Annotated in this window: 21 protein-coding genes and 4 pseudogenes; 14 read left to right on the top strand and 11 right to left on the bottom strand. The window is 58.5% G+C overall.

Features of this window, described 5'->3' with window-relative positions; translation table 11 throughout:
* Positions 1–83 precede the first annotated feature (83 nt).
* Positions 84–944 (top strand): carboxylate/amino acid/amine transporter, encoded by an 861-nt coding sequence (locus tag NUH87_RS09895; RefSeq protein WP_338525789.1) that lies wholly within the window; start codon positions 84–86, stop codon positions 942–944.
* On the opposite strand, the pseudogene NUH87_RS09890 reads toward NUH87_RS09895, so the two are convergent.
* Positions 941–1,477 (bottom strand): annotated as a pseudogene (locus NUH87_RS09890) (mechanosensitive ion channel family protein); the annotation flags it as partial. The gene NUH87_RS09895 and the pseudogene NUH87_RS09890 overlap by 4 nt on opposite strands.
* A 1,007-nt stretch (positions 1,478–2,484) precedes the next feature.
* Here NUH87_RS09890 and NUH87_RS09885 point away from each other — a divergent pair.
* The 4 genes and pseudogenes from NUH87_RS09885 to NUH87_RS09870 all read left to right on the top strand — a co-directional run bounded on the left by NUH87_RS09885 (position 2,485) and on the right by NUH87_RS09870 (position 6,504).
* Entirely contained in the window at positions 2,485–3,387 is a 903-nt protein-coding gene (locus NUH87_RS09885; RefSeq protein ID WP_338525788.1) for a UPF0158 family protein, read from the top strand.
* 15 nt (positions 3,388–3,402) lie between these two features.
* Positions 3,403–4,257, top strand: coding sequence for a hypothetical protein (locus tag NUH87_RS09880; RefSeq protein ID WP_338525787.1), 855 nt, complete (start codon positions 3,403–3,405; stop codon positions 4,255–4,257).
* A gap of 284 nt (positions 4,258–4,541) precedes the next feature.
* Positions 4,542–5,365, top strand: a pseudogene (locus tag NUH87_RS09875) (IS5 family transposase).
* Between the two features lie 296 nt (positions 5,366–5,661).
* A complete protein-coding gene (locus tag NUH87_RS09870; RefSeq protein WP_338525786.1) occupies positions 5,662–6,504 on the top strand; it encodes a pentapeptide repeat-containing protein in 843 nt (280 codons plus the stop codon).
* An 80-nt stretch (positions 6,505–6,584) separates the two neighbouring features.
* Here the strand turns inward: NUH87_RS09870 and NUH87_RS09865 are convergent, their stop codons facing one another.
* The 4 genes and pseudogenes from NUH87_RS09865 to NUH87_RS09850 form a co-directional block, all read right to left on the bottom strand.
* A complete protein-coding gene (locus tag NUH87_RS09865) occupies positions 6,585–8,720 on the bottom strand; it encodes an AAA family ATPase (protein WP_338525785.1) in 2,136 nt (711 codons plus the stop codon).
* 1 nt (position 8,721) lies between these two features.
* On the bottom strand, positions 8,722–9,165 hold the full coding sequence (locus tag NUH87_RS09860) for a hypothetical protein (protein ID WP_338525783.1): 444 nt from the start codon (positions 9,163–9,165) through the stop codon (positions 8,722–8,724).
* Positions 9,166–9,168: 3 nt separating this feature from the next.
* Positions 9,169–10,083 carry a hypothetical protein gene (locus NUH87_RS09855; protein WP_338525782.1) on the bottom strand — a complete coding sequence of 305 codons (915 nt, stop codon included), beginning with the start codon at positions 10,081–10,083 and terminating at the stop codon, positions 9,169–9,171.
* Between the two features lie 497 nt (positions 10,084–10,580).
* Positions 10,581–10,910, bottom strand: a pseudogene (locus NUH87_RS09850) (integrase core domain-containing protein); the annotation flags it as partial.
* 459 nt (positions 10,911–11,369) lie between these two features.
* Here NUH87_RS09850 and NUH87_RS09840 point away from each other — a divergent pair.
* The 4 genes from NUH87_RS09840 to NUH87_RS09825 all read left to right on the top strand — a co-directional run bounded on the left by NUH87_RS09840 (position 11,370) and on the right by NUH87_RS09825 (position 16,933).
* Positions 11,370–12,668, top strand: a complete 1,299-nt coding sequence (locus NUH87_RS09840; RefSeq protein WP_338525780.1) for a cytochrome c — start codon at positions 11,370–11,372, stop codon at positions 12,666–12,668.
* Between the two features lie 18 nt (positions 12,669–12,686).
* Positions 12,687–13,157, top strand: a complete 471-nt coding sequence (locus tag NUH87_RS09835) for a (2Fe-2S)-binding protein (protein ID WP_338525779.1) — start codon at positions 12,687–12,689, stop codon at positions 13,155–13,157.
* Positions 13,154–15,463 carry a xanthine dehydrogenase family protein molybdopterin-binding subunit gene (locus NUH87_RS09830; protein ID WP_338525777.1) on the top strand — a complete coding sequence of 770 codons (2,310 nt, stop codon included), beginning with the start codon at positions 13,154–13,156 and terminating at the stop codon, positions 15,461–15,463. Before NUH87_RS09835 ends, NUH87_RS09830 begins: the two co-directional genes overlap by 4 nt.
* A gap of 123 nt (positions 15,464–15,586) precedes the next feature.
* Entirely contained in the window at positions 15,587–16,933 is a 1,347-nt protein-coding gene (locus NUH87_RS09825; protein ID WP_338525776.1) for a DEAD/DEAH box helicase, read from the top strand.
* 109 nt (positions 16,934–17,042) lie between these two features.
* Here the strand turns inward: NUH87_RS09825 and NUH87_RS09820 are convergent, their stop codons facing one another.
* Together NUH87_RS09820 and NUH87_RS09815 are read right to left on the bottom strand one after the other, a co-directional pair.
* Positions 17,043–17,912: a DUF6279 family lipoprotein gene (locus NUH87_RS09820; RefSeq protein WP_338525775.1), complete on the bottom strand. Its 870-nt coding sequence runs from the start codon at positions 17,910–17,912 to the stop codon at positions 17,043–17,045.
* A gap of 221 nt (positions 17,913–18,133) precedes the next feature.
* Positions 18,134–18,322, bottom strand: coding sequence for a hypothetical protein (locus NUH87_RS09815; protein ID WP_209437143.1), 189 nt, complete (start codon positions 18,320–18,322; stop codon positions 18,134–18,136).
* A 347-nt stretch (positions 18,323–18,669) separates the two neighbouring features.
* Between NUH87_RS09815 and NUH87_RS09810 the strand changes: the two genes are divergently transcribed.
* Positions 18,670–19,506: a CvfB family protein gene (locus NUH87_RS09810; RefSeq protein WP_338525774.1), complete on the top strand. Its 837-nt coding sequence runs from the start codon at positions 18,670–18,672 to the stop codon at positions 19,504–19,506.
* Positions 19,507–19,565: 59 nt separating this feature from the next.
* On the opposite strand, the gene NUH87_RS09805 is transcribed toward NUH87_RS09810, so the two are convergent.
* Positions 19,566–20,738, bottom strand: coding sequence for a YbfB/YjiJ family MFS transporter (locus tag NUH87_RS09805; protein ID WP_338525773.1), 1,173 nt, complete (start codon positions 20,736–20,738; stop codon positions 19,566–19,568).
* 103 nt (positions 20,739–20,841) lie between these two features.
* On the opposite strand from NUH87_RS09805, the gene ptrR reads away from it, so the two are divergent.
* Positions 20,842–21,744, top strand: coding sequence for a putrescine utilization regulator PtrR (gene ptrR, locus NUH87_RS09800; protein WP_338525772.1), 903 nt, complete (start codon positions 20,842–20,844; stop codon positions 21,742–21,744).
* A 126-nt stretch (positions 21,745–21,870) separates the two neighbouring features.
* A complete protein-coding gene (locus tag NUH87_RS09795) occupies positions 21,871–21,996 on the top strand; it encodes a PA1414 family protein (protein ID WP_017124508.1) in 126 nt (41 codons plus the stop codon).
* A 103-nt stretch (positions 21,997–22,099) separates the two neighbouring features.
* On the opposite strand, the gene NUH87_RS09790 is transcribed toward NUH87_RS09795, so the two are convergent.
* The 3 genes from NUH87_RS09790 to speB all read right to left on the bottom strand — a co-directional run bounded on the left by NUH87_RS09790 (position 22,100) and on the right by speB (position 25,262).
* Positions 22,100–22,351, bottom strand: coding sequence for an acyl carrier protein (locus NUH87_RS09790; protein ID WP_040065194.1), 252 nt, complete (start codon positions 22,349–22,351; stop codon positions 22,100–22,102).
* A 288-nt stretch (positions 22,352–22,639) separates the two neighbouring features.
* Entirely contained in the window at positions 22,640–24,019 is a 1,380-nt protein-coding gene (locus NUH87_RS09785) for a sodium:solute symporter (RefSeq protein ID WP_040065196.1), read from the bottom strand.
* A 292-nt stretch (positions 24,020–24,311) separates the two neighbouring features.
* Positions 24,312–25,262: an agmatinase gene (gene speB / locus NUH87_RS09780; protein WP_338525771.1), complete on the bottom strand. Its 951-nt coding sequence runs from the start codon at positions 25,260–25,262 to the stop codon at positions 24,312–24,314.
* A gap of 165 nt (positions 25,263–25,427) precedes the next feature.
* On the opposite strand from speB, the gene NUH87_RS09775 reads away from it, so the two are divergent.
* Together NUH87_RS09775 and NUH87_RS09770 are read left to right on the top strand one after the other, a co-directional pair.
* Entirely contained in the window at positions 25,428–26,321 is an 894-nt protein-coding gene (locus NUH87_RS09775; RefSeq protein ID WP_040065200.1) for a LysR family transcriptional regulator, read from the top strand.
* Positions 26,322–26,335: 14 nt separating this feature from the next.
* Positions 26,336–26,958, top strand: a pseudogene (locus tag NUH87_RS09770) (tRNA-uridine aminocarboxypropyltransferase).
* Positions 26,959–26,987 lie beyond the last annotated feature (29 nt).

Here is a 26,987-nt window from a genome sequence, read left to right as displayed (position 1 = left end):
TGGCGCAAAGCCGCTAAGGTCGCGCCCATTCATTTAACGGCAGCACAATTGTTCAGGCCGAATAGGACGCGGGTGAGGCATTCATGGGTTATCTACTTTTCGTCACGCTGCTCCAGGCGTTTTCCTTCAGCCTGATCGGTGAGTACCTGGCCGGTCATGTCGACAGCTACTTCGCCGTGCTGGTGCGGGTCTTGTTGGCCGGCCTGGTGTTCATTCCGTTGACCCGCTGGCGCCAGGTGGAACCGGCATTCATGCGCGGCATGCTGCTGATCGGCGCCTTGCAGTTCGGCGTCACCTACGTGTGCCTGTACCTGAGCTTCCGGGTGCTGACGGTGCCGGAAGTGCTGCTGTTCACCATCCTCACGCCCCTGCACGTGACCCTGATCGAAGATGCCCTGAACCGGCGCTTCAATCCCTGGGCCTTGTTGGCGGCATTGGTGGCGGTGGCCGGTGCGGCAGTGATCCGCTACGACCGGATCAATCCGGATTTCTTCATGGGTTTCCTGCTGCTGCAACTGGCCAACTTCACCTATGCCGCCGGGCAAGTGCTCTACAAGCACCTGGTGGCGCGTCACCCCAGCGACCTGCCGCATTACCGGCGTTTCGGCTATTTCTACCTGGGCGCGTTGGCGGTGGCGTTGCCGGCGTTCCTGTTGTTCGGCAAGGCCAACTACCTGCCCGAGGCCCCGTTGCAATGGGGCGTGCTGCTGTTCCTCGGGCTGGTGAGCACGGCGTTGGGCCTGTACTGGTGGAACAAGGGCGCGTGCCTGGTCAATGGCGGTACGCTGGCGGTGATGAACAACCTGCATGTGCCGGTGGGATTGCTGATCAACCTGCTGATCTGGAATCAGCATGAGCCGCTGGGGCGGTTGTTCTTCGGGGGACTGGTGATCCTGGCGGCGGTGTGGGTCAGTCGCCTGGGCGCGCGTCCGCTCACGGCTTAAAGCGCGCGCTCTTGCGGCTCCGGAATATGACTGGCACCCAATAGCGCCGGCAGCATCCCGGCCCGCAGGTCGTTGCTGCTGGGCTGCCGGTACAGGCTTAGGCCGAACTCCGGCAGTACCGCCAGCAGGTAATCGAAAATATCCCCCTGGATGCGTTCGTAGTCGGTCCAGACGGTGGCGCGGGTGAAGCAGTAGATCTCCAGCGGCACGCCCTGGGCCGTGGTCTGCATCTGGCGGACCATGCAGGTCATGTCCTGCTGGACCTCGGGATGACTCTTCAGGTACGCCAGGGCATAGGCGCGAAACGTTCCCTGGTTGGTCATCCGCCGGTGATTCGCCGACATCGCTGCGACATTGCCCTGGGCCTCGTTCCAGGCCTTGAGCTCGGCCTGCTTGCGACCGATGTAGTCGGTGAGCAGGCGCACCCGAGTCAGCCGCTGTTCTTCGTCATCGTGCAGGAAACGTATGGCCCCGGCGTCGATGAACAGGCTGCGCTTGATCCGCCGGCCACCGGATTGTTGCATGCCGCGCCATTATCTCTCCTACAAAAATCCTACTATTCCCACATCCCCAGCCACTCCCAAGCCCCGAAATCTCCTCAAATCTCCCTCACCAGAAACATTACCAACCCTCAAGCCCCAGAGGACCGTTGCACTCCCTTCATACATGCCGGCTGGAGGTTTAGTGATTCGTAAGCCAAGTGCCGCTCAAACCGATCGGTGTTCACCTCGTGGAATGCCTCAAGATACAGAGAGCCGTCTATTGAACCGCCTTGCATGAGGGTTACACACAGCTTACTTTTGAGTATTTCAATCGCGCGGTCGATGAATCCCTGGAGCCCCGGCTCGTCGGCTGCCGTGTCTGAATGGTGGATCGTCACGGCATGGAAGTTGTAGACCAGCATGCCTAGGTAAGAATTGCAGAGGCTTGGTCGCGTTCGAAATAGACCTCAAATCGGAGCGGGCATTGCTCGTTAAACGGGAGATCTCAGCTGCGGCTTCACGGGCCGAGATGCCGATTGGGTTGACTGGAGTCGGCGCCAACCCAATTTACACGTACTTTCGTAATGGCGGTTGGCCCGAAAACGAGCAGTTTTCCTTTCAGATCGGTCTTAGGCCCTGGTATTGTTAGCTTCTGAGACGCCTCTCGTGGACTGCTAAGGAATGGGCGGTCTGAGCAAGCTATTTGGAGCTGGAGCGAACCCCCAGATTTCGTAGGGGAGCGGAGGGCTATCGTTTGCAACGTACAGTATCACTGTACCAAATAGATTTGACGGGCTGAGTGTGCATTGCGTACCATTGATCCACGGCTCCAAAGATGGCACGTGCGTGCTTTGGAGGGCTACCGCGAGATCATTGGGTAACAAAACCTATCCACTCGTTCTCAAGGGCTGTAGCATTGCCAGTGTGCTGGATCGTGTTCTCCACGGTTTCGCTTTCCAGATGACGATGCAAACAGTAATGAAACCGGGCAAAAAAACGAATTGACGATACTTACCACATACTTTGTGGTGAGTATCGGTTATTTGCCTGGAGAATTTATGGACTTGCAATACCTTCAGACTGCCATCCTGGAGCTTCTCTCGGATCGGCCCTCAGAGGTTGGCGCTCGACTCAAGCAGCGCCTGAACCGCACTCTTCTGAGCGCAGGGCTTCCAGCCTTCGACGAAAAACAGTTTGGCTTCAGGAAATTCTCAGAATTTTTGATTGCTGAGTTCGGCGAGTACCTACTGGTTGACAAGCCGTCCGAGGGCGGTGACATCCAGATTACGCTGAAGCATCAATCCGCAAAATCCTCAAGCTCCCCAGCTGGACAGCAAGAAACTGCTCATTCTGCATCAGCGAGGCCACTTCCTGTCCGACTGATTCGTGGCGACGTGTGGCAAGCTTTCACGCACCTCAACGAGCACCGTAAACGCTATCTGGACAAAGAAAGTGGCAAGGTTCTGCACTTCTTGGATACCGATTCCAGTAACGTTGCCCTGGTTGCTGAAGCGCCAGAGCGCTTCGTAGAAATTCCTAGAATCGACGCTGAGACCCAGTTGTCTTGGATGCAGCAATTCCTTGCGGTCAGTAGCTTTCCGGAAGCAGAGGCCGCCTCGCTTGCCCAGTTGCTTGAGCAGCCCTACTCCAGCCAGTTGAGTGTGCTCTTCGGGCGTGCACTTGGTAAGCGGCAGTCCGAGTGGAAGCGCTATCGGGCTGAACGAGTCACGGAGGTCGTGCAGAAGTGGGCGGGTGAGCATGGCATCGCGCTGAGCCCTCTGTTCACCTTCAAATTCGGTCAGTCTGTTGAACCAGCCGAACCGGCCACATCGACGCCGACAGGGCAGCTAAGTCCTCGTGAGCAGGCTCAGAAGCTGCTGGGCATGATGACTGAACAAGAAATTGTGTCTATCGCAATTCCTGCACTGCTAGGTTGCGTGCTCGCCAACTCCCGTCTGTAAAAAGGGGTTGCCGGGATGACCAATGTCTTTATTGTTGGCCTGCCCCAAAGTGAGCAAAGTCGCGTGGAGAGCAAGTTGCTCAAGCGGCAGATGAAGGCTCATGTCATTCCCTGTGGCTGGGGGAATCAAGGGGAATACGTCCTTTTGCCGCACCCCAGTTTCGCAATCCATGCTCTATGGCAGTACTGCGAAACGATTGGCGAGGGGTTCGAAGACGCGCGTATTTTTGTCCTTCCATACGCTCTGCTCCCTGAGAATGTTGCTGATGACATCGTAGAGATGTCGGAGATGGGGGCGAATGTTGTCTGTTTCGAGCAGGAGAAAGATGGCTGGCCGTTTCTTAAGCGGCATGAGCAGCTGGATCAACCGAAAGCGTCCGCCATCACTCGGCTGCTTCTTGAGGCAATCGGTGGTGAGGAAAAGCCGGAAAACCCTTCGGCCTACATCGCTGATGCTGTGGCGAACTGCCCCCAACTTGTGGTTGTGTCTAATTCCATTGACGCGTGTGACGAGGTCAGCAAGCAGCGGTATCGCTTCGTCAGAGACGGTATTGATGCATTGGTGGAGATCATTGGCCTACAGGGCGATACCGAAGGAACGATGGAGGACTTCTTCCGCGCGAGAAAGCTGAACCTGGCGCAGTCCGGCGGTGACAACATCCAGCTTGAAGTCTTTCTGAGTGGGAAATCGGTGCACAAGGAAACGTCCTGTGTTCACCTGAAGAAAGGGGATGCTACCAACCCGCAGAACTGCCCCCGGATCTATTACCAGGCGGCAGACCTGGCGTCGGGCTACTACGTTTTCCTGCTGTATGTTGGGCCCCATCGGGAAGGGGACTTTGAGAAGACTCACCATCTCGATTCGAAGTGATGACGTGAGCTCGGGAGGAGGGTATGGGCAACGCAACTGAAAGTGCGATCTGAGCCTCGAGACATTTGTGCGGTCAGGAGAGGCTGCGATCAGTCGTAGCCCTGCCCAGCCGCCCAGCCGCCCTGTTGCGGTGCGTATCGACAGCGCTGTCAGCACCTGTGCTGACTCCCTACCTGCGATAAAACAGTTACTAGGTTCTGTATGAAAACCTTTGAAACCCCATCGCGGCCCCTGACGGCCTGAGTTTCCGTAGAGTTCTCGCCATTTAGGCGAAGGACCCTGCCATGCCCAAACGATACGAACTTTCCGACGCAGACTGGGAAATAGTCGCTGATCTTTTTGGGACGCCCAAGAGTCGACGACCGCTTGATGCTCAACGGCGTGTTGTGGGTGCTTTGCTCCGGTGCAGCATGGCGGGACATGCCTGAGCGATTTGGGCCTTGGTCGACGGTCTATCAGCGATTTCGAGACTGGCGAAACCAGGGCACCGTCAACAAGATGCTCAAGCGGCTACACGTCAAACTCAATGCGCAAGGCCTGATCGACCTGAATACCTGGTGCATCGACTCAACGGCAGTGAAAGCCACTCGAGCCTCTTCCGGCGCAGGCAAAAAAAGGGGGCGCAAGAACCCGCGGACCACGCACTTGGACGAAGTCGGGGTGGGCTGACGACGAAAATTCACATGGTCTGCGACGCCCGAGGTGTACCGCTCCACTTCACCCTCTCTGGAGGACAGGCAAGCGACATTTCACATGCTCAACCGCTGCTCGATGGTGTCCACATCCCCTCTGGTCGAGGTAGGCCACGCAAGCGGTGGCAGACAAGGGATATGATGCTGACTCGTTGCACCGCTACTGCGATCGTTATCGAATGCAGCCGGTGATTCCCCTGCGGGATATGAAGCGTAAGCCAAAGCCTGGCTTGCCGCGTCTCTTCGACAAGCCCAAATATCGGCAGCGCAATGTGATAGAGCGGCTATTTGGCTGGCTTAAAGAACACCGCCGCCTGGGAACACGCTACTGCAAGCTGGCGGAAAGCTTTGCAGCGATGGTCACAATGGCTTGCTGGCGGCGGTGTCTACGACATTTCTTTTCGTACAGTGCCTAGATTCATCACCTTGCTTTCCCTGGTGTTTCTTGTTTGTCTTGATGGCACTGATGCCCTGTGTGGCGGGAGAATTCCATTCCTCCGAGATGATGTCAAAGGGCTTTCAGGAAGCTCCTCGAAAGGCTTTCTTGACAGGGGGTGGGGAATTGATGAAGATCCAGGACGCGCCACTGACGGAGGCGTACGGCTCTAGCCCGGTGAAGCCCCTGCACCGTCGTTTCATCCTCCGCTTTTTTCAAACCATCTCAATGGTCAGCATCCACTAGAGCTCAATGCTGACATTGTGAGGTTTGACCATGAATGTAACTGCTACCCCGTCCTTTGAGATTCTCAAATCAGACGCCAAAGATCTTCTGAAAGCCGCTCGACAGGGCTCAATCGAAGCTGTGACTCGGCTTGTCCGCAAAGGTTATCGGCGTATCGATGAGCTGACGCTGGATACCTGCATGCGTGTTGTGGCCGACGAGTACGGCACGACGTTTACCGGAGCCATGCGCGAAGAGAAGCTGATTTCTCGGTACACCGAATATGCCCATGCGAATGGCTACTGGCGTGAGCCCTACGTGCATCCTTTTCGCCGAGCTCGGTATCTGCGGCAATTCAATGCTCTCGTAGAATGCTTCCGCGATCAGGTGCCATTGGCGGTGGCCGCGCAGAAGAACGGTGTTGATTTTGCTGGCTTCCACTTCAGTGCTCTGCTGTTTGGGCGGCTTGATCAAGTGATACCACGGTACCGAGTACCGGATTTTAGCTACCTTCAAGCCCCAGGCAGTCTGGTACATGTGCTGTGGGTTTTGGATGTGGTGAAGTTCAACCATGCAAATTTCAGTGATGCAAAGTTCTACACGGTTACGGTAGATCCGCTTGCTCGGCCAGGTGGTCATTTCTGGATTGCTGATTTCAGCCACGCAGATCTTTCCGGTGCGGATTTCCGCCAGTCGTACATGAGAGGGGCGAAGTTTGTGGGAGCCAACCTGGATGGCGCTGATTTCCGCAATGCCAACACCTATGAAGCCGATTTCACCGGAGCTCAGGGCGCTTATCTCACCGGTGAAATGTCAGACGATGATTGGGTCGTAGGGCCGAACAGTTTTGGTCGTGGTAAGGCTCGCCGGAGAAAGCTCCAGTCCAACGCCTGATTGCCATATCCCTACAACTCCTGCGGCAGTTGACGTAGGAATTTGTAGGGAAGCCCAAGCATGAAAGCCCTCTTCAAGCGCTACGACTCAGCTGCATCTCCAACCGGCAAGATTGATTTATCTCCCAACTGGATAAGCTTGAACTCCACGTTTGCGGTGGCCTCTTTGTAGGTCGCATCGCTGTCATCGAATGAGGCGGCCACGATGCTTTGCAGGCCTTTCTCGGACGATAGAAGCTGGAAGAGCGCTTGCTGGCTTTTGGTGGCCATGGAGTGTTGTCCCGGCTCGTCCAGCAGAAGAAACCCTAAGTGATTACCCTTAACCGTTGGATGCGATGAGGTCTGGTAGATGGACAGCAGGTAGCTCCAGATAAGGCGAACGAAGTCGCTCGCGCTGGACTCCCTGGCGATGTTGCCTTTGCCTTTGGGACTGTCGTCGCTTCGTCCTATTGACGGAGCTGTGGGTTCCTCAAGCGCCGAGGTGTTGAATGGCTGCCTCTTAGAGTTGATCTCCCTGAGCTCAATCTTGGAAAGATACGGCAGAAGGTTTTCCCTGTTGAACTCGATGTCCTCAATCGCCGCGCTGTGATAGTCGAATGCACCGATATTGGCGCGAAACATTTGCTCAAAAAGTGAATACTTGGCTTGGTCTGCAGCGGAGTAGTGATTCTCCGGCATTTGGCCTCGAGCCTTCTGATTTGCAAGCATGCGCTGCGAGAGAGCGCCAAGCGCGTCGAGTGCCCGATCAGAGCTCTCTTCAAATTTGGTGAGTTCCTCTAGCTCCATCTCGATTTGGACTTGCAACCTGATGCCTGATTTGGAAACCGAAGAATTGGAGTTGAGATCGGATCGCAGAGCTCTCAACGCTGATTTCGTAGCTGATAACGTTCTTGTCAGCTGCTCCTTCAATGCCTCCAATTCTTTGATGGACTGTTCAATTCCACCCTTTTCACGCTCGAGCATCCGTAGTTGCGCATTCAGATAGTCAATGTTGGTGCTGATATCCATGTGAGGCGTGCTCTCGTGCAGGTCTACAAGAGAGTTGCCGATGGATTGATGACATGCCGGGCAGGAGTTTCCAGCAGTGGCCAGGTTGAGTGAGGCCCCGAACTTGATCAGCTTTTGTGCAGCAAGATTTTTCGAGAGTTCGTCCTTAGCTTGTCGAGTGTTCAAACTGTTGCTGTTCAGGGTAACTCGGAGTAGTCCCAAGTCGCCGAGGCAGGTCTCATAAGATACGGTGAATCGCTCAAGGTCGTTGGTGTGTTTTTCTATCGCCTGGGCTATTTCCTGTGTCGGAGCCTCAGCCTGTTGGGAGAGTTTCTCGCCGATGAGCTGATGTTCGCTCGCTCTGCGCTGCTTATACTCCAGAAGGCTCTCAGTCACCCCCTCAGTGGTCTTGTGGAAGGTGACCAACTCGGTGCTGAAGGCAGGCACCGGAGATTTTGGGATGTTCGAAAGTCTGAAGCCCTGCTTGAGTGTCTCACCCAATAGGGTTCGCTGGATGACCTGCCATTCATCATGGATTTGCTTGGAATCTTGATCCAGCGCGTCCCGCTTTGCATCAGTATCGAACACGTCGGTGCCAACCAGGAAGTCAACAATCTTGATGCGAGCATCCTTCACTCCGAAATAGGGAAGGTTGGCAATGTAATCAGTCCAGCCGCGCTTTTGTTCGACTATCATCGCAGCGAAGAGATATTGTAAGTACAATTTCGTGGGCTTGTTGTTTGTTCTCGGAACGAGTGGCAGTTCTAGACCAAGGAATTGTTCGAAATATTTAAAAAATCCCTCCTCGATTTGAGCGCTATTCGGATCGTGGATGAATTTATAGAGTGTTGGGGAAACTTTGCCAGTCGTCAACCACGCACTTTCTTGGATTCGCACGAGCTTGTTGCTGACACCATCCTCTCTAATGCTGCGTCTTGCGGTAATTGTCTTGTCATTGCTTTCGATTTCGATAGTGACTCTTGAAGTCTGAATTTGATGCTTAACACCTTCGTGCTCAAGGTGATTCTTCAAAGCCCAAGTGAGCGCGTTCTCGTTTTGTGCACCTAATAATTCTTCCATGCCCATGGCATACATGATTGCATGTACAACTGTACTTTTACCTGCTGAGTTTCGACCACGGATGATGTTCAGATTCCGGCTGAACTCAGTATAAAACCCGAAAGGCCCGCTGTCGGTCTGGATTTCAATATGAATTGCTTTAATGTACATGCTATTCCCATCCCTTGGACACGGCATCAACCATGTCTTCCGTAATTTTCTTCCCGACCGACCTCAATGCTAACTTCTCTTCGTTGAGTACAGAGTCGTCGGCAAGTATCAAGCGCACATAGGCTTTGCCTGAAGAGGTGAGTTCAAATCCCTTAGTCGTCGGGGCGATCAGCGATTCACTGAATGCAAGGTTCAAAGCGATTGCCATCGCTGGGTCAAACCCCCAGATAGGTAGTTGCAGTTGCCCGTGTTCGGCCCCAATGGCCAATGATCGAATTCGCTCAGGGGTCTTTAGCGCCCAGTTCATCAGATGGATCTTCAGCAGACTGGATTTGCCACCGCGACATGAAAGTTCGAGAATCAGCAATGCCTGGGATATCTTGTAAAGCGGGCGAAGTTCAGAAAGAACCGGGATTGGTCGTCGGATAAATTTTAGCTGGGCCATGATTTACTCGTTGAAGTCCAGTTCACAGATCGCAAGCCACCGTGCGACTGTCCTTCGCACTACCTCACCTGCCATGGATTTATCTATGTTGAGATTGCGATCAGTAGACAGGTAATCCATTAGCCTATCCTTCACCAGCGTGGTGAGCGCCTCGGGCGTAGTATCGGAGGTCAGCCCCCACTCCACAACGTCTTGTTCGAATGCATTTACGACACGAGCAACATTCACATACGTTTGTGGTGCGCGGTCGTACAACTGCTGAAAATAGGTGTCATGATCCAAGAAGTGGTTGGTGGTTAGCTTGATCAGGTCTTCGATTTTCTTTTCAGGCTTACCAGACATCCGAAGACGGCACTTTCTCTCGAGATTTTCGTCATACGGCTCGGGAGTCGTGCTTACCTTGGGCAGCGATTCTGTCGGAGAGCCCATGCAGGGCGGAAGGCCTTCGGATATCCGCAGCAAATTGAATTCTTTCAGGTAGAACTCGTGATCGTGGAGCAAGATCGTGAAGTTCTCATCGAGATGCGGGAGGCCCCATCCCCGGACTTCTGCTTGTTTAGTTTGGCTATAGGAGTGCAATTGGTTTCTGTTGATTTCGGGCGTGACGAAGCACCAGTTTTTTATCTTGGTCCCACCTAGTAATTTGATAAGTTGTTGAGAGTTATCTCTGAGCTTGTTTAGGTCAAGATTGATCTTCGTGCGCTGTTTCTCATACAGCTCATCCTGATGATACTGGCGCTCTGGGCAGTAGCATTGAAACGCATATCCGGTATGTTTGGTATACCCTTCAATTCCATAGTCGCCAGGGGATGCTGGTATGTGCTGGTAGCCATCTTCACCATGCTTAAGTTTAAACGCGAGTTGGCACTGCGCTTCCCAAGTAATACCCGTGAATTTTCCGACTGGTGTATTAATCACTGCACGCCTGCCTTCTGTGAATCATCGGGAGGCGACGCACATCGTATCCTTCCGAATGTATAGGTGCGAATAGGGCGTTTTTGATTGCCGCCCCGAATCCTGAACCTCTGAATCGCAGAAGCTATCAAAAGGCTACTAGCGGGTCTAGCAGGAAAGGATGATTTGGATCCGATATATGGATTTGCTGGTTATATGTACAGCCATGATATAGGTGCTTCTCCAGTGGCTGGTGACTGTAGCTAGGTCAGTCGATCCGACGGTGGAGCCTTGCGTCAGACTCAATGTGAGGATACCTGCACCTAAATACAGGTGGTGACGAGTATGTAGATTTTATCGTCGAGGCCGACCGCGTCGACATCATGATCGCGATGGTCTAAGAGGCCGGCATAGAGGCAAGGCTTAAGGCATTTCTAGGTGTGCGGTCCCGGAATGAGGTGGTGCGGATTAATCTTGAAGCGTTCTGGAGTCAGAGTCCAGGCTTCGCAGATCTGTAGTGGTCAACTAATCCCGGACACAGCGTTAAGTTTTTTCTCGGCCTGAGCTGGCGCCAGCCCAGCGTTGAATTGATGTGGCCGAATCCAGTTGTACCGATGCATCAGATAATGGCTGATGTCTCGGAGCGCTTCTCGGGCCGTCATGTTGCCCACGGTCGGTATCCATTCCGTTTTCAAGCTGCGAAACACACGCTCCATCGGCGCATTATCCCAGCAGTTTCCACGACGACTTATGCTCTGGCGCATGCGATAACGCCAGAACCGTTGGCGAAACTGCCGGCTGCCATATTGCGACCCCTGATCCGAGTGGAACAGCAGCGCCGGCTGGCGTCCGAGCAGCCGCGCGGCATGCAGGATCACGTAGCGCGTCAGCCGTCCGAGCGCCAGCTCCACGACCAGCAACAGCACCAGGCCCAGCCCGGCTTGCAGCAGGGGATGCTGGTCGAGTGCGCCGAAAAAGTCCTGGGTGCGCAGCCAGAGCTGTTGGATATCCATGGGTGACGACGAATCTTCTGAAGGAAATGACCGAGCGATTAGAGCATTTAACACGCGAAAGATGACCGTTGAAGACAAATCCGTTCACAAGAACGTCGCTGTTTAACGTCCTCAGATGTTCTTCGTCAATGCCGAATAGGCCCGGCCGGCGCTGTACGCAACGACGATCCTGGGCTAGCGTTCAGTGAGTCAAAAGGCTGGAAGGAGTTCTTTAGACTCAGGCAAGGTGGCCATCAACAATCGATGAGTAGTTCAGCCTCTCCTTAATGCACACACAATTTTGTGAGGCAATGGGATATGCACAAGCGCATCATCTATAGCGTTTTTGGTGTGGCGGCTGCAGGCGTTGTATTGTTCGGCGTTTACGCGTGGCATCCAGAAATTGCCCCCCTCGCGCCCGGGGCCAAGCCTCCATTCTCTCAGGCAGACATTGCGCACGGCAAAATCATGGCCGCTGCCGGTTACTGCAGTACCTGCCACACCCACCCGGGTGGTCTGGAGTATGGCGGTAACTATCAGATGAACACCCCGTTCGGGGTCATCTACTCCAGCAACATCACCCCGGATCCTGATACCGGTATCGGTCGCTGGTCAGAAGAGGCGTTTATCCGCGCCATGCGTACCGGCGTCAGCCGCGATGGCCATCATCTGCTACCGGCGTTCCCGTTCGAGCACTTCAATAAAATGACGGATGACGATATCAAGGCGATCTACGCCTACATCATGTCATCCGTGCCCGCGGTCAATCAGCAGAAGAAAGAAAACGGAATTGCGTTCCCGCTCAACCTCCGCTTCCTGCAGGCCGGCTGGAAACTGTTGTTTGCCAATACCTCCCCATTTGAAAAGCACAGCGACAAGTCTGACGAATGGAACCGCGGGGCTTACCTGGCACAGGGCATCGCCCACTGCGGCGCCTGCCATACGCCGCGTAACGCACTGGGCGGCGAAAAATACAGTCAGATGTACGAAGGCGCACTGATTGACGGCTGGATTGCGCCGTCGCTGACCCGCAGCAGCACCTCGCCGCTGCATTGGCGAGCGCAGGATTTCCATGAATACCTGCGTACCGGTAACTCACCGTACCACGGCGCCGCTGCGGGCCCCATGGCACCGGTGGTGCATCATGGCCTGGCCGCTTTGCCTGACGCCGATCTCAAGGCGCTGAGCGTTTATTTTGGTGAATTGGCGGGCAGCAACAGTGATGATCCCGCAGCCGCTCCCAAACTCCAGGCCGCCGTCGACGAGCAGCACAAGATCAAGGATCTGCGGATTGATGACGGTGCCCGGCTGTATACCAGTACCTGCTCTGCCTGCCACTACAGCAGCAGCCAGCAGGTCAAGGGGCGTCCGCTGCTGGCGCTGGGCAGCGCCACCCATCTGGAAGACCCGAGCAACCTGATCAACGTGATACTTGATGGCTTTAGAAGTGATCAAGGGATCAGCGGCGTGGTCATGCCCCAGTTCCGCGATGCGCTCAGTGACGACGACATCACGGCCATTGCCACCTACCTGCGGCAAACGGCAGGTGAACAACCCTGGCCCAACCTGCTGCAAAAGGTGGGTGAGGTCCGTCGTCAGCCCCGGTTCGAGCAGTGATTCACGGGAGAAGTGAGCATGGCTAGATTTATGTTGAACAGCAGGCCAGTCGTCGCTGACGTGGACAGTGATACGCCTCTGCTGTGGGTTATTCGCGATGAACTGAACCTGACGGGCACCAAGTTCGGTTGCGGTATCGGTGCCTGTGGTGCCTGTACCGTGCACGTGGGTGGCCGCGCCACCCGTTCCTGTATTACGCCGGTGTCCGCCGTGGAAGGGGCTGCCATCACCACCATCGAAGGCTTGTCCGAGCAAGGCGATCATCCGCTTCAGGTCGCCTGGCAGACACATCAGGTACCGCAGTGCGGTTATTGTCAGTCCGGCCAGATCATGCAGGCTGCCGCGCTGCTGAGCGATTTCCCCGATCCGTCCGATGCCGATATCGATGCGGTGATGAGTGGCAACGTCTGCCGCTGCATGACTTACGTGCGTATCCGCGCGGCGATTCATGAAGCGGCGGCAGCCATGAAGCAGGAGGTCAAAAAATGAGCAGGCCGTCTAGCTCGCGTGAGCCAACAGGCATGACCCGCCGTGGCTTTCTGGTGGTCATGACCGCGGTGGGTGTCAGCTTCGGTTTCCCCCGCGCCGTGTTGGCGGCCATGGATCCTGCGACGGCCGATGGCACGGCGCTGTCGAATGAGGGCGCCCTCTACGAACCTTCACTGTGGTACTCCATCGATGGTGCCGGCAAGGTCAAGGTCAACATCATCCGTTCCGAAATGGGTCAGCATGTGGGGACCTCCATCGCCCGTATTCTTGCGGACGAGTTGGAAGTGCCATGGGACAGTGTGGAAATCGTCCATGTGGACAGCGCCAGGAAATGGGGGCTGATGGTGACCGGCGGCAGTTGGTCTGTGTCCCAGAGCTGGCCGGTTTACCGCCAGGCCGGTGCTGCCGGGCGTACGGCATTGATTGAAGCCGCTGCGAAAAAGTGGGGCGTTTCGCCCAGTGCGTGTATGGCCCTGGAAGGTATGGTGCTTTGCGGAACGCGGAAAGTGTCCTATGGCGAACTGGTCACCATGGGACTGACCCGGCAGTTCAGCGAAGCAGAACTGAAAGCGCTGCCACTCAAAGCCAATGATGACCTGAAACTGGTGGGTAAACAGGTCACTTCGCTGGATATTGCCAACAAGACCACGGGGCACACGGTCTTCGGCATCGACGCCAAGGTGAACGGCATGGTCTACGCCAGCCCGCTGCTGCCGCCCACCCGTTACGGTGCCAAAGTGACCCAACTGGATGATGGTGCCGCCAAGGCGGTGAAAGGTTATCGCCAGACACTGGTGCTGGATGACCCAAGCGGCACGGTGCCTGGCTGGGTGATGGTGCTGGCTGACAGCTACTATGCGGCCCATAAGGCGGCCGGGCTGGTCAAGGTCAAATGGGAAGCCGGCGCGGCTGCCAAGGTGTCCGAAGTGGATGTCATCAATCACGGTCGAGCGCTGCTGAAAGATGACGCCAAAGGCTCGATTCTGGATACCGGTGACACCAACACCGCAGCGGCCTTTGGCAAGGCCGCGTCGACCCTTGAGCAGGAATATCTCACCCAGACCGTGCTGCATGCGCAGATGGAACCGTTGAACGCATTGGTTTTTCGCAACGATGATGGCATCTGGGAGATCCATTCCGGTTGTCAATGGCAGTCACTGACCACACCGCTGCTGGCCACCGCGTTGGGCGTGAAGGAGGAAGAGCTGACGATCCGCGGCTATATGCTGGGGGGCGGTTTCGGTCGTCGTCTTAACGGTGACTACACGGTACCCGCGGCGCTGGCGTCCAAGGCACTGGGTGGCAAGCCGGTGAAAATGGTCATGGCCCGTGCGCAGGATATGCAGTTCGACAGCCCGCGTTCCGCGTCGGTGCAGCAGTTGAAGATGGCGTTCGATGCCGACAAGGCTGTCATCGCCATGGAACACCATGCGACTGCCGGCTGGCCGACCGAAGTGATGGTCCCGGCCTTCATGCCCAAAGGTATCAATGGTCAGCCGTTCGACCCCTTCGCCATTGCCGGTGCCGATCACTGGTACAGCGTGGGTGCCCAGAAGGTCCGCGCGGTATCCAACGACCTGGCCAACGCGTCGTTCCGTCCAGGCTGGCTGCGTTCGGTCAGCGCCGGCTGGACCGGCTGGGCGGTGGAAAGCTTCATGGATGAAGCGGCACACCATGTCGGCCAGGATCCACTGGCCTTTCGCCTGGCACTGTTGACTGCCGAAGGCCGTAACGCCGGCAGTGGTCCGATCGCCGTGGGCGGGGCCTCCCGGCAGGCCGCTGTGCTGAAAAAGGCCGCCACCATGATTGGCTGGGGGACTCAGCAGCCGGAAGGCACGGGGTTGGGTATCGCCTCTACCTTTGGCCAGGAAAGGGATATGCCCACCTGGGTCGCCTGCGCTGTGCAGGTGCGTGTCGACAAGGCCACGGGCCTGGTTGATGTACAGAAGCTCTACATGGTGGTGGATGCCGGTATCATCGTCGATCCCGACGGTGCCGAAGCCCAGTGCCAGGGGGCTGCATTGTGGGGGCTGTCGATGGCGTTGTATGAAGGCACCGAGTTGGTGAACGGTCAGTTCAAGGACTCCAACTTTGATACCTATACGCCGCTGCGTCTGCTCCAGACGCCGCCGCAAGTCAAAATCGAGTTTATCCCCAGCAACGCGGCGCCGTCTGGCCTGGGCGAACCCGCCGTAACGCCGGTGGCTCCGGCCATTGCCAATGCCATTTTCAATGCGGTGGGTGTGCGTTTACGCAAATTGCCGATGACACCGGATGATGTGAAAGCGGCAATCAGCAAGCGCTGATGTCAATAAAGCCCGGTGATTTCACCGGGCCTTCTGCCGATTTTATACAAAGAAACTCGGCCTCGGCGCTCGAAACCGTTACCCTATGCCGCTGATATTTTGTATTTCTTCGAGGTAGCCCCCGTGTTTTCCGAATTCGCCCTGCACGAACGCCTGCTCAAAGCCGTGGCCGAGCTTAAATTTGTCGAGCCAACGCCGGTGCAGGCCGCGGCTATTCCGCTGGCGTTGCAGGGGCGCGACCTGCGGGTGACGGCACAGACCGGCAGCGGCAAGACCGCCGCGTTCGTCCTGCCGATTCTCAATCGCCTGATCGGCCCGGCCAAGGTCCGCGTGAGCATCAAGACCCTGATCCTGCTGCCGACCCGCGAATTGGCCCAGCAGACCCTCAAGGAAGTCGAGCGCTTCTCCCAGTTCACCTTCATCAAGTCCGGCCTGATCACCGGCGGTGAAGACTTCAAGGTCCAGGCCGCCATGCTGCGCAAGGTGCCGGATATCCTGATCGGCACCCCGGGGCGGATGATCGAGCAGCTGAACGCCGGTAACCTGGACCTGAAGGAAGTCGAAGTGCTGGTGCTCGACGAGGCCGACCGCATGCTCGACATGGGCTTTGCCGAAGATGTGCAGCGTCTGGTGGACGAATGCCCGAACCGCCAGCAGACCATGCTGTTCTCCGCCACCACCGGTGGTTCCGGCCTGCGCGAGATGATCGCCAAGGTCCTGGACAACCCCGAGCACTTGCAGCTCAATGCGGTCAGCCAGCTGAACGACACCACGCGCCAGCAGATCATCACTGCCGACCACAACCAGCATAAAGAGCAGATCGTCAACTGGTTGCTGGCCAACGAGACCTATCAGAAGGCCATTGTGTTCACCAACACCCGGGCCATGGCCGATCGTATCTACGGCCGCCTGGTGGCCCAGGAATACAAGGCCTTCGTGTTGCACGGCGAGAAGGACCAGAAGGATCGCAAGCTGGCCATCGACCGCCTGAAGCAGGGTGGGGTGAAGATCCTCGTGGCCACCGACGTCGCCGCCCGCGGCCTGGACGTGGAAGGCCTGGACCTGGTGATCAACTTCGACATGCCCCGCAGCGGCGACGAATACGTGCACCGTATCGGTCGCACCGGGCGCGCCGGTAACGACGGCCTGGCGATCTCGCTGATCTGCCACGGCGACTGGAACCTGATGTCGAGCATCGAGCGCTACCTCAAGCAGAAGTTCGAGCGCCGCACCATCAAGGAAGTCAAAGGTACCTACGGCGGTCCGAAGAAGGTCAAGGCTTCGGGCAAGGCGGTGGGCGTGAAGAAGAAAAAAACCGACGCCAAGGGCGACAAGAAGAAGTCGGCCGCCAAGACGCCGACCAAGCGCAAGAGCGCCAACCGACCGAAGACCGATGCGCCGTCGCTGGTCAGCAAGGACGGCATGGCCCCGCTGAAGCGGCGCAAGCCGGAAGCGCCGGCTGCCGAGTAACCCGCTATTCAGGCTGCGTGAAAACGCAGTGAAGCGGCTGCTCTCATACAAATGCCCCGACTTGTCGGGGCATTGGCGTTTTATGGGAGCGCCGCTTGCCTTGTGTGCCTCAATCGGCCTGAACCGTTTTCAGGCACTTGAGCTCGGAGAAGTCCCGGCGCATGTCGTCGATCTTCTTCAGCAGTCGTGCCTGCTGGTCGGCGCTGCTCTCGGCCATCAGGTCCACCAGCAGGCTGCGGGCGGCCTGCTCCGCGCGCTCGTGGGCCTGACGGTACTCGCTCGTCCACAGGCTGTCCTGATGTTGCAGCAATTGTTCGATCCGTTGCGGGAAATCCGCGCGTTGGCGCTGTTCGACCGCCGCACTCAATTGCATCTGCCAGTTCGTCCGGTTGGCCACCCATAGACGGTTCTGTTCACCCAGGCTGGCGGACCAGGCGGTGACGCGTCGTTGCTGGCTCAAGGTCAGCGGCCCGAGCCAGCCCTTGAGGCGTTTGCTCATGCGCTCGGCACGCTCGCGGACCTGCTCCTCCAGGGGCTGTGCCACGTATTGCGCCCGATGTTTACGCTGGTCCTCGGCAAAGGCCTGGTTCATCTCGGCCGCCTGTTGATCGCTCAGGCCCCGGAGCAGTTCGACCGCCGAGGGTGTCACCGCTCGCGCCACCTGCGCGATGGCCTGCCGGGCCTCGGCGGTGCGGGCCTGCACGGCAGCATCCGTGACCTGACGGGTTTCGACCATCCGTTGCACACGATCGAGCCAGTCCAGATAGTCCGGCAATTGCGTGCTGCAATGCCAGTGCAGGTGCTCCTTGAGGCGTTCGCGGAACCAGTCTTTCTGTTCGCGGTTCATGTCCACGTAATCGCCGAGGGTCCAGGGGATGATCACATCGAGGTTGCGATAGGCCAGGCTCACCCGGGAGCAGGAGCCGAGTGCCAGGCCCAGGAGCAGCAACGAGAAGAGGGGGGCCAGCCGGTACGACATGGGCGAATCCTGTTGAGGGCATTTCTCCATGGAACGCTGATGAGCCCAGTGGTTCAACCGCGTAATAGTTACCATAGATGACCACGGCGGCTGATGCCGACGCGCGGTGACTTGCACACGGATCGATCAGTGCGTTTCGTGCAGTGGGTGTCGGAGGGGGGCTTCAGCCCTGCGCCTTGAGGTTCAAGGCGCAGAGTGGCTTGGGTGTTGCGAGGGGGGAATTACTTTTTGCCGAGGCTGATCTGTTTCGAGGGGGCGAAAGTCTGGCCGCTGACGCCCTTGGCAATTTGCTGGATCTCGCCGCCTGATTTCAGGAAAGCGGCAATTTGCTCGTTGATCGAATCGCTGGTCTCAACGGCTGGAGCGGGCTTTGCTTTGCTGGTGGATGCTTTTACTCGCATGGCGGCCATTAACCTGTATAGATATAAACGGGATCGACCATCTTACCTGAAAGGCTTGACAATGGCTTGATAAATATCCCGGGAAACGCCAAGGAGCTATTGGGAATATCTTCACATGGTCCCTGTTATTGTTGGCTAAGCTACTGTTTTGATTCGTAACAGGGCCTCGATATTTCTCGCGCAAGGGTAGGATTTCAAGGCAGGGCGTAGCCGACGGTCTGACGAACGGACGTGTTTCTGTAGGAAAACCCTTGAAAATCAAGCCTTGCAGGGGGCTTTTCAGCAGGCGGCAAGCGCGGTGAAACAGCGCCGCGAAACTCGGGTAGAATGCCGTCCACGTAATGAGGGTATTGGAAATGGCTCTAGTCGGGCGTTATAACAGCTTGCAAGTGGTTAAACACACTAATTTCGGTTTGTATCTGGACGGTGGCGCGGACGGCGAGATTCTCCTGCCCAATCGTTATATCCCCAAGGATATTCCCAGTGAAGATGAAGACTGGCTGAATGTTTTCATTTATCTGGACAGCGCTGACAAGTTGATTGCCACGACGGAAAAACCAAAAGTCCAAGTCGGTGGATTCGCCAGTCTCAAAGTCAAGGAAGTTAACAGTATCGGTGTTTTCCTCGATTGGGGATTGCCCAAGGATCTGCTGTTGCCGTATTCCGAAGAGAAGCGCCAGTTGAGCGCCGGCGACTATTGCGTGGTGCATGTCTATCTCGACAAGCATACCCGTCGCATCACCGCCACGGCCCGCCTGGACCGTTACCTGGACAAGACGCCGGCCAGCTACAAGGTCGGCCAGGAAGTCGACCTGCTGGTGGCCGAAGCGACCGACATGGGCTTCAAGGCGATCATCAACAACAAGCATTGGGGCCTGATTCACAAGAACGAAGTGTTCAAGTTCCTGCGTGCCGGCAAAGAGGAAAAAGGCTTCATCAAGGAAGTTCGTGCCGATGGCAAGATCAGCCTGAGCCTGCAACCCGTGGGCGAGGAAGCCTCCGGCAGCCTGAACGCGAAGATCCTCGCCAAGTTGCGTGAGAACAACGGTGTACTGGCGGTCAGCGACAAGAGCGATCCGAGCGTGATCAGTGGTTTGTTCGGCGTCAGCAAGGGCAACTTCAAGAAGGCGATTGGCGCGCTCTACAAGCAAGGGCAGATTGTGATCCATGCCGATCGCATCGAGTTGAGCTGAAACTTTCGTCGCCGAGGCGGGACAGAGTCCTGTCCTGCCTGCCACACGCCCTGCGAGGCTCAGCGTTGAGCCATGGCCGCCGCCGGCACTGAGGTGTTCACCGGCCTCAACAACACCAACCCTGCCAGCAACAGGCCGCTGCCCGCCACGATCAGGGCCGCTTGCAGACCACCACTGAAGTGGCTGCTCAAGGCCGCGAGCAAGGGGCCGCTGAGTTGACCGATGGCGAAACAGGCGGTCAGCAGTCCGGCATTGCGCTGGGTCGTGTGCGGCGCCAGTTCCCGCGAGCGCTGCATGACCAACTGCATGCAGGCCAGGAATGGCGTCCCGCAGAGCATGACCCCCAGTACCAGCCCCAACCCGCTCGACAACAGGCAAGCGAAGACCCCGGCGGCCTGCAACCAGAGCGTCAGCATCAGCCAGCGACGGGTACTCTCGGGGCTGGCGCGACGCAGACTCGCCAGCACCACGCCGAGGGCCGCGAGCAGGCCGAAACCGGGCCAGAACAGGTCGGCCTGCCATTGGCCGTGGAAGCGCGCATTGGCCATCTGCGAGAGAAAGGTCGCCGGAATGATGTAGCCCAGGCCATACAAGGCATAGACCAGGCAAAGATGACCGATGGGCTGCTGCTCGCTGTCCGCGGCCACGGGGGCGGCGGCAGCGGCGGGTGTGGCGCTCGGAAGGGGCAGGAACGGCAGGATCAGCAGCAACATCAGCAGTCCGACGCCGGCGTACACCAGCCACAGGGTCGACGAGTTCTGTCCCAGCAGGTTCGAGCCCAGTGCCAGCAGGCCGGTGAGCATGATGCCCAGGCCAGGGCCGGCAAACACCTGGGCGCCGAGCCGTGGCCGGCCAGCGGCATGGGCGAGCGGCAGGCTCAGGCTGGTGATCATGACCACGACCCAGGCACTGGCGACCCCGGTGCCGAAGCGCAGCAACCAATGCGACCAGAAACCGTGGGCCCAGAACGACGCCAGGGTCAGCAGCACGCAAAGCCACAGGCCCGCGAGCAGGCGCAGGCGGACTTGTTCCGCGCGCCGGGCGAACATGGCATCCACCGCACCCAGCAGGTAGCCCAGGTAATTGGCGGCGGCGATCAGGCCGCCCGCGGTAAGGTCGATCTGGCCTTCGCTGATCAGGTGCGGCAGTTGCGGGGTCAGGGCGAAGCGACCGACCCCCATGGCCATCATCAGGGCAATGAAGCAGGCGGTCAGGCGAATCAGAGGTGACATGGCGTCATTTCCTGGCAGAGGACTATGACCGCTAGGCTAGGATCGATTGACTTTCTTTAAAAATGAATAATAGTGAGTAACTTGTTCAGTTTTGGAGATGGTCATGGAGTTCAGCCAATTGCGGATCTTCCAGGCGGTGGCCGAGGAAGGCTCCATCACCCGCGCCGCCGAGCGCCTGCACCGGGTGCCGTCGAACCTGTCCACGCGACTCAAGCAGCTTGAGGAGCAACTGGGCGTCGAACTCTTTCTGCGGGAGCGCCAGCGCCTGCAACTGTCTCCGGCCGGCAAGGTGTTGCTCGATTACTCGAGCCGGCTGTTCGCGCTGCATGACGAGGCCCATGCTGCCGTGCGCGGCGGTCAGCCGGCGGGGGACTTCGTGCTGGGTACCATGTACAGCACCGCGGCGATTTACCTGCCATCGATGCTGGCGCGTTATCACCGCACTTATCCCGAGGTGAACCTGCAGGTGCAGTCCGCGCCCAGCGGCGAACTGCTCGAAGGGCTGGTCTCGGGGCGCCTCGATGCCGCCCTGGTGGATGGCCCGCTGCAGCTGGCCGGGCTCGACGGCATTTCGTTCTGCGATGAAACCCTGGTGCTGATCTGCCCGGCCGATCACCCGCCGGTGCGCAGCGCCCTGGATGTGCAGGGGCAGCCGGTGTTCACCTTTCGCCGTGGCTGTGCCTACCGCCTGCGGCTGGAGGCCTGGTACGGCCATTATCACGCGACCATGGGCCGGGCCATCGAGATCGAGTCCTATCCCGGGATGCTCGCCTGTGTGACCGCCGGTTCCGGCGTGGCGATGATGTCCGAATCGATGCTGGCCAGCCTGCCCGGGCGGGAAAGCGTGTCGGTGCATCCGCTGGTCGAACCGTTTGCCAGTGCCAGCACCTGGCTGATGTGGCGCAAGGGCATGGTCGGCGCCAACCTGGCGGCCTGGATCGAGTTGCAGAAAACCACCGTGCTCCCGCCGACGAACAGCGTCGAAGGGTTCCGTGCGTCGGCTTGAAGCGTTTTGCCATGATTTAAATCGAAGATCCTTGCGCGAGGGACAGCATTGCGTAGGACTTAGGGCTATGATCTGTGTGAAGCGGCTACAGAACTCCGTCGCTCGCATTACCCTGAAGGGGGCTATATGAAAGACAAATTGCAAACTTGGCTCCATGATCTCGGTGTTGCCCTTGGCCTGATCGAACCGCCACTGCAGCCGGTGCCTATTCGCACGGACGATGAGCGCCGTCGTCGTCAGCCGCGTCGGTAAGCGTTTTCAGGGGGTGACGGGGCTTGTGCCGGGGGGCGCTGGCTCGTACACCCTCTGAGCGGGTCACGCGGTCGGCGCAGACGCCGAACCTGGTGTCCCTGGCTCAATGCCGGCCAATCTTCTGCAGGAAACGACTCAAATCGTTGACCGTGACCGCTTCCTTGAGCAAGCGGTCTTCCTCTTCGGTAAACGCTGTCAGATCAAACTCATCTTCAAGACGGAACATCAGTTCTTCGATGTCCTGTTTATCCAATCCCAGCGTCTGCAAGGTCTGATCGTCGGCGAACGCCTGAGGGGCATCGAGCCGTTGGCTGACGACGTCATGCACGCTCTTGCGAATATGGGTTCTTCTCATGCGTCCGGGCTCTTTGGGCTAGGGCAGCGGGACTGCGCCGCTGGGAAAGATTTCTTGTTGTTCGACCCTTTCCTGGGGTATGGCGATAGCTGCCAGGGATGACACCCGCGATCCTTGTACTTACTTGTCAACCAAGAAAGTAGTCGCTGTAGGCCAGTACAGCACAAGTTTCGTGAAGGGCTTGACCGTTCATCTCCCTGGGCGGCGCAAGGGCGTTCGGTGCAGAGGGCGACCGGTAAAAAAACGGGTGCGACAACCGACGTCGCACCCGCTGAAGTAACCGCGATATCAGATGGCGCCGGCTACGGTGGCCGGGCGCGGGGACAGCAGGCTGACCACGACGAAGCTGATCAGGCCGACGGCCAGGCTGTAGTAGATCGGTGTGTTGGCGTCCAGGCCGTCCTTGATCATGAACGCGAGGGCGGTGATGAAGCCCAGGGTCATGCTGCTGATGGCACCGCTGGTGGTGGCGCGCTTCCAGAAGATGGCGCCGATCAGCGGAATCAGCATGCCGCCCACCAGCAGGTTGTAGGCCAGGGTGAGGGCACTGATCACGTCGCTGACCACCAGGGCGATGCCCAGCACGACGATCCCGGTCAGCAGGGTGAACAGGCGGTTCACCGCCAGGCTCGACTGTTTGCCGCCACGCAGTTTCGGCAGCAGGTCTTCGGTCAGCACGGTAGAGGCGGCCAGCAGGCCGGCGCTGGCGGTGGACATCATGGCCGCCAGGGCCGCGGCGATCACCAGGCCACGAATGCCGTCGGGCAGCGACAGCTTGACGATGGCGGCAAAGGCGTTGTTGACGTTGGCCAGGTCCGGAATCAGCACATGGGCGGCCATGCCGATCAGCGCGCAGGCCAGGCCGTAGGCGATGCAATAGACCCCGGCGACGCTGCCGGCATACTTCGCGACTTTCTCATCCTTGGCGGTGAACACCCGTTGCCAGATGTCCTGGCCGATCAGGATGCCGAAGAAGTAGATCAGGAAGTAGGTGATGATGGTGTCCCAGCCGATGGTGGTGAAGCTGAAGCTGGCGGCCGGCAGCTTGCTCACCAGTTCGTCCCAGCCACCGACGCGGTAGAGGCAGATCGGCAACAGGATGAACATCAGGCCCACGGTCTTGATGATGAACTGGACGATATCGGTCAGGGTCAGCGACCACATGCCGCCGATGGTCGAGTAGGCCACCACCACACCGCCGCCCAGCAGCACCGAGAGCCAGAACGGCAGGTTGAACAGCACTTGCAGCACGGTGCCGATGGCCAGGATCGAGGTCACGCCGATCATCAGCGCATAGGCCAGCATGATCACCGCGCTGGCCTGGCGGGCCATGGGGTTGTAGCGTTTCTCCAGGACCTGGGTCACGGTGAAGATTTTCAGCTTCAGCAGCGGTTTGGCGAGGAACAGGTTCAGCGCGATGATGCCGAACCCGAGGGCCGCGCAGAGCCAGAAGCCGGAAATCCCGTGGACGTAGCCCAGGCGCACGGTGCCGACCGTGGAAGCGCCGCCCAGTACCGTGGCGGCCATGGTGCCCATGTACAGCGTCGGGCCCAGGTTGCGCCCGGCCACCAGGTAGTCTTCGTGGGTCTTGGCCTTGCGCATGCCGTAGTAGCCGAGCACGAGCATGCCAGCGGCATAAATGAGTACAACCAATAAATCCAAAGCCATGACGGCGTGTCTCCGATTATCTTTTTTATGGTGAGCTGTGGTTCAAGCCGCCTGGCGCATTCCAGGCTTCAACGTTTTGCCATCGTGGCTGCGCGCATCCTGCGGTCCATGGACCTGTCCCGTTCCCGGGAACAGGCTGAGCAGGGCCGGGTCTATCAGTGAGGCTGGCCCGAGGGTGATCGGCAGGCCGATGTCGATGCCATCGGCCAGGTTGATGAAATACGGGCCCTCCAGCGGGCCGGGGATCCAGGCGCCCAGGCCGCTGGGTCGGGCGCCGCGTTCATGGAGATCCTCAGCGGTGGGCGACGCCGGGCAGTACGCAGAGCATCTCGTACAGCAGGTTGGCGCCCAGCAGCGAGGTGTTGCCGGTGGTGTCGTAGGGTGGCGAGACTTCCACCAGGTCGCAGCCGATCAGGTCGAGGCCCTGGCAACCGCGGACGATCTCGATGGCCTGGATGGTGGTCAGGCCGCCGATTTCCGGGGTGCCGGTGCCGGGCGCCCAGGCCGGGTCGATGCCGTCGATGTCAAAACTCAGGTACACCGGGCCGCCGCCGACTTTTTCGCGTACTTCGGCCATCAGGGGCTCGAGGGACTTGTGCCAGCACTCTTCGGCCTGGACCACGCGAAAGCCCTGCTTGCGGCTCCAGTTGAAGTCTTCGGCGGTGTAGCCCTGGGCGCGCAGGCCGATCTGCACCACGCGGTCGCAGTCCAGCAGGCCTTCTTCCACGGCGCGGCGGAAGGTGGTGCCGTGGGCGATTTTCTCGCCGAACATGTGATCGTTGACATCGGCATGGGCGTCGATGTGCACCAGGCCGACCTTGCCGTGCTTCTTGTGGATGGCCCGCAGGATCGGCAGGGTGATGGTGTGGTCGCCGCCCAGGGTCAGCGGGATGACATTGTGTTCGAGGATGGCGTCGTAGGCTTCTTCGATGATGCGCACGGCGTCCAGCAGGTTGAAGGTGTTGATCGCCACGTCGCCGATGTCGGCGACCGACAGCGAGTCGAAGGGCGCGGCGCCAGTGGCCATGTTGTAGGGGCGGATCATCACCGATTCGGCGCGGATTTCCCGCGGGCCGAAACGGGTCCCGGCGCGCAGCGAGGTGCCGATGTCCAGCGGTACGCCGATGAACGCGGCATCGAGGCCGGCGGCCGATTGCAGGTGCGGGAGGCGCATCATGGTGGCGATACCGCCGAAGCGCGGCATTTCGTTACCGCCCAGTGGTTGGTGAAGAATCTTGTCCACGGGTAAGCCTCATCAATTATTTTGGTTATCAGGGGGCGATTCTGCGAAAGGCGCCGGGCGGGAAGAATCGCTGACGGCAAATAGTTAGTTCAGATTTTTCTAAACTAATGGGAAACTGAGGGATAGATTTGTTTCCGGCAATGCAGACCTTGCACAGGAACTCCCATGGCCAACGCTTTACCCGACCTCAAACTATTGCGCATCTTCGTCAGCGTGGTCCGGCACCAGGGCTTTGCCAACGCCCAGCAGGAACTCAATCTCTCGACCTCGGCCATCAGCACCTACATGAGCCAGCTCGAAGCCTCCCTGGGCCTGGTGCTCTGTCATCGTGGACGCGGCGGCTTCAGCCTGACCAGCAAGGGCGAGCTGTTCCACCAGGAAACCCTGCGCCTGCTCGGCGAACTCGAAGGTTTCGAGCAGTACGCCGCCGCCCTCAAGGGTGAGTTGCGCGGTACCTTGAACCTGGGGGTGATCGACTCCACGGTCAGCGAACCGGCGTTGCCGTTGGCCGAAGCCATCGGCGCCTACAGCCAGGAGCACCCGGCGGTGCATTTGCACCTGTCGGTGATGAGCCCCTACGAATTGCAGCTCGGTGTTCAGGACAACCGTTTGGACCTGGCCATCGGCGCTTTCTCCACGCGCATGAGCGGGTTGGTCTACCAGCCGCTGTACCGCGAGCAGCACTGGTTGTATTGCAGCAACCGCCATCCGCTGTACAACGAGCGACGCATCCCGGAACAGGTGATTACCCAGCAACGCATGGTCGGACGCGGTTACTGGAGCCAGGCCGAGCTGGCGCGCCATGGCTTCAAGCACAGTGCGGCGACGGTGGAAAGCATGGAGGCGCAACTGATCCTGGTGCTGTCCGGCGCCTATATCGGCTACCTGCCGGAGCACTACGCGCAACCCTGGGCCGACAAGGGCGACCTGCGGGTGCTGTTGCCGGCGACCTTCGGTTACCAGGCTCCGTTCTCCATGATCCTGCGTCGGGGACGTAGCCGCGAACCCTTGATCCAGACGTTCCGTGACCTGCTCAAAGCGCAGCTCAACCAGCCCTGATCGGTAGTCATTCAATGTCCAGAGTCCGCTGTGAACGCTGCCTGCGTCCTGAAAACCATTGCCTGTGCGCGCTGATCCCGCAATTGGACAGTCGTACCCGGGTGCTGTTGTTGCAGCACCCCAGCGAGGTCAACCATGCCCTGAACACCGCCCGGTTTGCGGCGCTGGGATTGGCCAACGCCGAGCTGCGGGTCGGTGAAGTCTTCGAGGATCTACCCCGACTGCTGGAGCGACCCGGTTACCAGGCGAAGTTGCTGTTTCCGGCGGACGATGCGCAACCCTTGCAGGCTTATACGGCCGCACCGGGCGACCTGCCGCTGTTGCTGGTGGTACCCGACGGCACCTGGCGCAAGGCGCGCAAGCTGCTCTACCTCAATCCATTGCTGGCGGCGTTGCCACGGGTGACGCTGGGGCGGGGGCGGTTTCCCGCTACCGATTGCGCAAGGCGCCGGAGGCGGGGGCGCTGTCGACGGTGGAGGCGATTGTCCAGGCGCTGGAAACCCTTGAAGCACCAGCTTCGTTCGCGGCGTTGCTGAGACCGTTCGAGGCGCTGATCGAAGGGCAGATCCGGGCGATGGGCGAGGAGACTTTCCTGCGCAATCACGAAAAAAATCGCCCGAAAATTCAGGACATTTAATCTGAAAAACGCGAAAGAACCATGTGGGA

The sequence above is a fragment of the Pseudomonas batumici genome, assembly GCF_036585405.1.
GTDB classification, from domain to species: Bacteria; Pseudomonadota; Gammaproteobacteria; order Pseudomonadales; family Pseudomonadaceae; genus Aquipseudomonas; species Aquipseudomonas batumici.
This window is presented reverse-complemented; position numbering and strand designations above follow the sequence as displayed.

Excerpts from the sequence above, each read along its gene's own strand:
- NUH87_RS09895 (WP_338525789.1), top strand. The coding sequence starts at position 84 with ATGGGTTATCTACTTTTCGTCACGCTGCTCCAGGCGTTTTCCTTCAGC.
- NUH87_RS09885 (WP_338525788.1), top strand. The coding sequence starts at position 2,485 with ATGGACTTGCAATACCTTCAGACTGCCATCCTGGAGCTTCTCTCGGAT.
- NUH87_RS09880 (WP_338525787.1), top strand. The coding sequence starts at position 3,403 with ATGACCAATGTCTTTATTGTTGGCCTGCCCCAAAGTGAGCAAAGTCGC.
- NUH87_RS09870 (WP_338525786.1), top strand. The coding sequence starts at position 5,662 with ATGAATGTAACTGCTACCCCGTCCTTTGAGATTCTCAAATCAGACGCC.
- NUH87_RS09865 (WP_338525785.1), bottom strand. The coding sequence starts at position 8,720 with ATGTACATTAAAGCAATTCATATTGAAATCCAGACCGACAGCGGGCCT.
- NUH87_RS09860 (WP_338525783.1), bottom strand. The coding sequence starts at position 9,165 with ATGGCCCAGCTAAAATTTATCCGACGACCAATCCCGGTTCTTTCTGAA.
- NUH87_RS09840 (WP_338525780.1), top strand. The coding sequence starts at position 11,370 with ATGCACAAGCGCATCATCTATAGCGTTTTTGGTGTGGCGGCTGCAGGC.
- NUH87_RS09835 (WP_338525779.1), top strand. The coding sequence starts at position 12,687 with ATGGCTAGATTTATGTTGAACAGCAGGCCAGTCGTCGCTGACGTGGAC.
- NUH87_RS09830 (WP_338525777.1), top strand. The coding sequence starts at position 13,154 with ATGAGCAGGCCGTCTAGCTCGCGTGAGCCAACAGGCATGACCCGCCGT.
- NUH87_RS09820 (WP_338525775.1), bottom strand. The coding sequence starts at position 17,912 with ATGTCGTACCGGCTGGCCCCCCTCTTCTCGTTGCTGCTCCTGGGCCTG.
- NUH87_RS09815 (WP_209437143.1), bottom strand. The coding sequence starts at position 18,322 with ATGGCCGCCATGCGAGTAAAAGCATCCACCAGCAAAGCAAAGCCCGCT.
- NUH87_RS09810 (WP_338525774.1), top strand. The coding sequence starts at position 18,670 with ATGGCTCTAGTCGGGCGTTATAACAGCTTGCAAGTGGTTAAACACACT.
- NUH87_RS09805 (WP_338525773.1), bottom strand. The coding sequence starts at position 20,738 with ATGTCACCTCTGATTCGCCTGACCGCCTGCTTCATTGCCCTGATGATG.
- ptrR (WP_338525772.1), top strand. The coding sequence starts at position 20,842 with ATGGAGTTCAGCCAATTGCGGATCTTCCAGGCGGTGGCCGAGGAAGGC.
- NUH87_RS09795 (WP_017124508.1), top strand. The coding sequence starts at position 21,871 with ATGAAAGACAAATTGCAAACTTGGCTCCATGATCTCGGTGTTGCCCTT.
- NUH87_RS09790 (WP_040065194.1), bottom strand. The coding sequence starts at position 22,351 with ATGAGAAGAACCCATATTCGCAAGAGCGTGCATGACGTCGTCAGCCAA.
- NUH87_RS09785 (WP_040065196.1), bottom strand. The coding sequence starts at position 24,019 with ATGGCTTTGGATTTATTGGTTGTACTCATTTATGCCGCTGGCATGCTC.
- NUH87_RS09775 (WP_040065200.1), top strand. The coding sequence starts at position 25,428 with ATGGCCAACGCTTTACCCGACCTCAAACTATTGCGCATCTTCGTCAGC.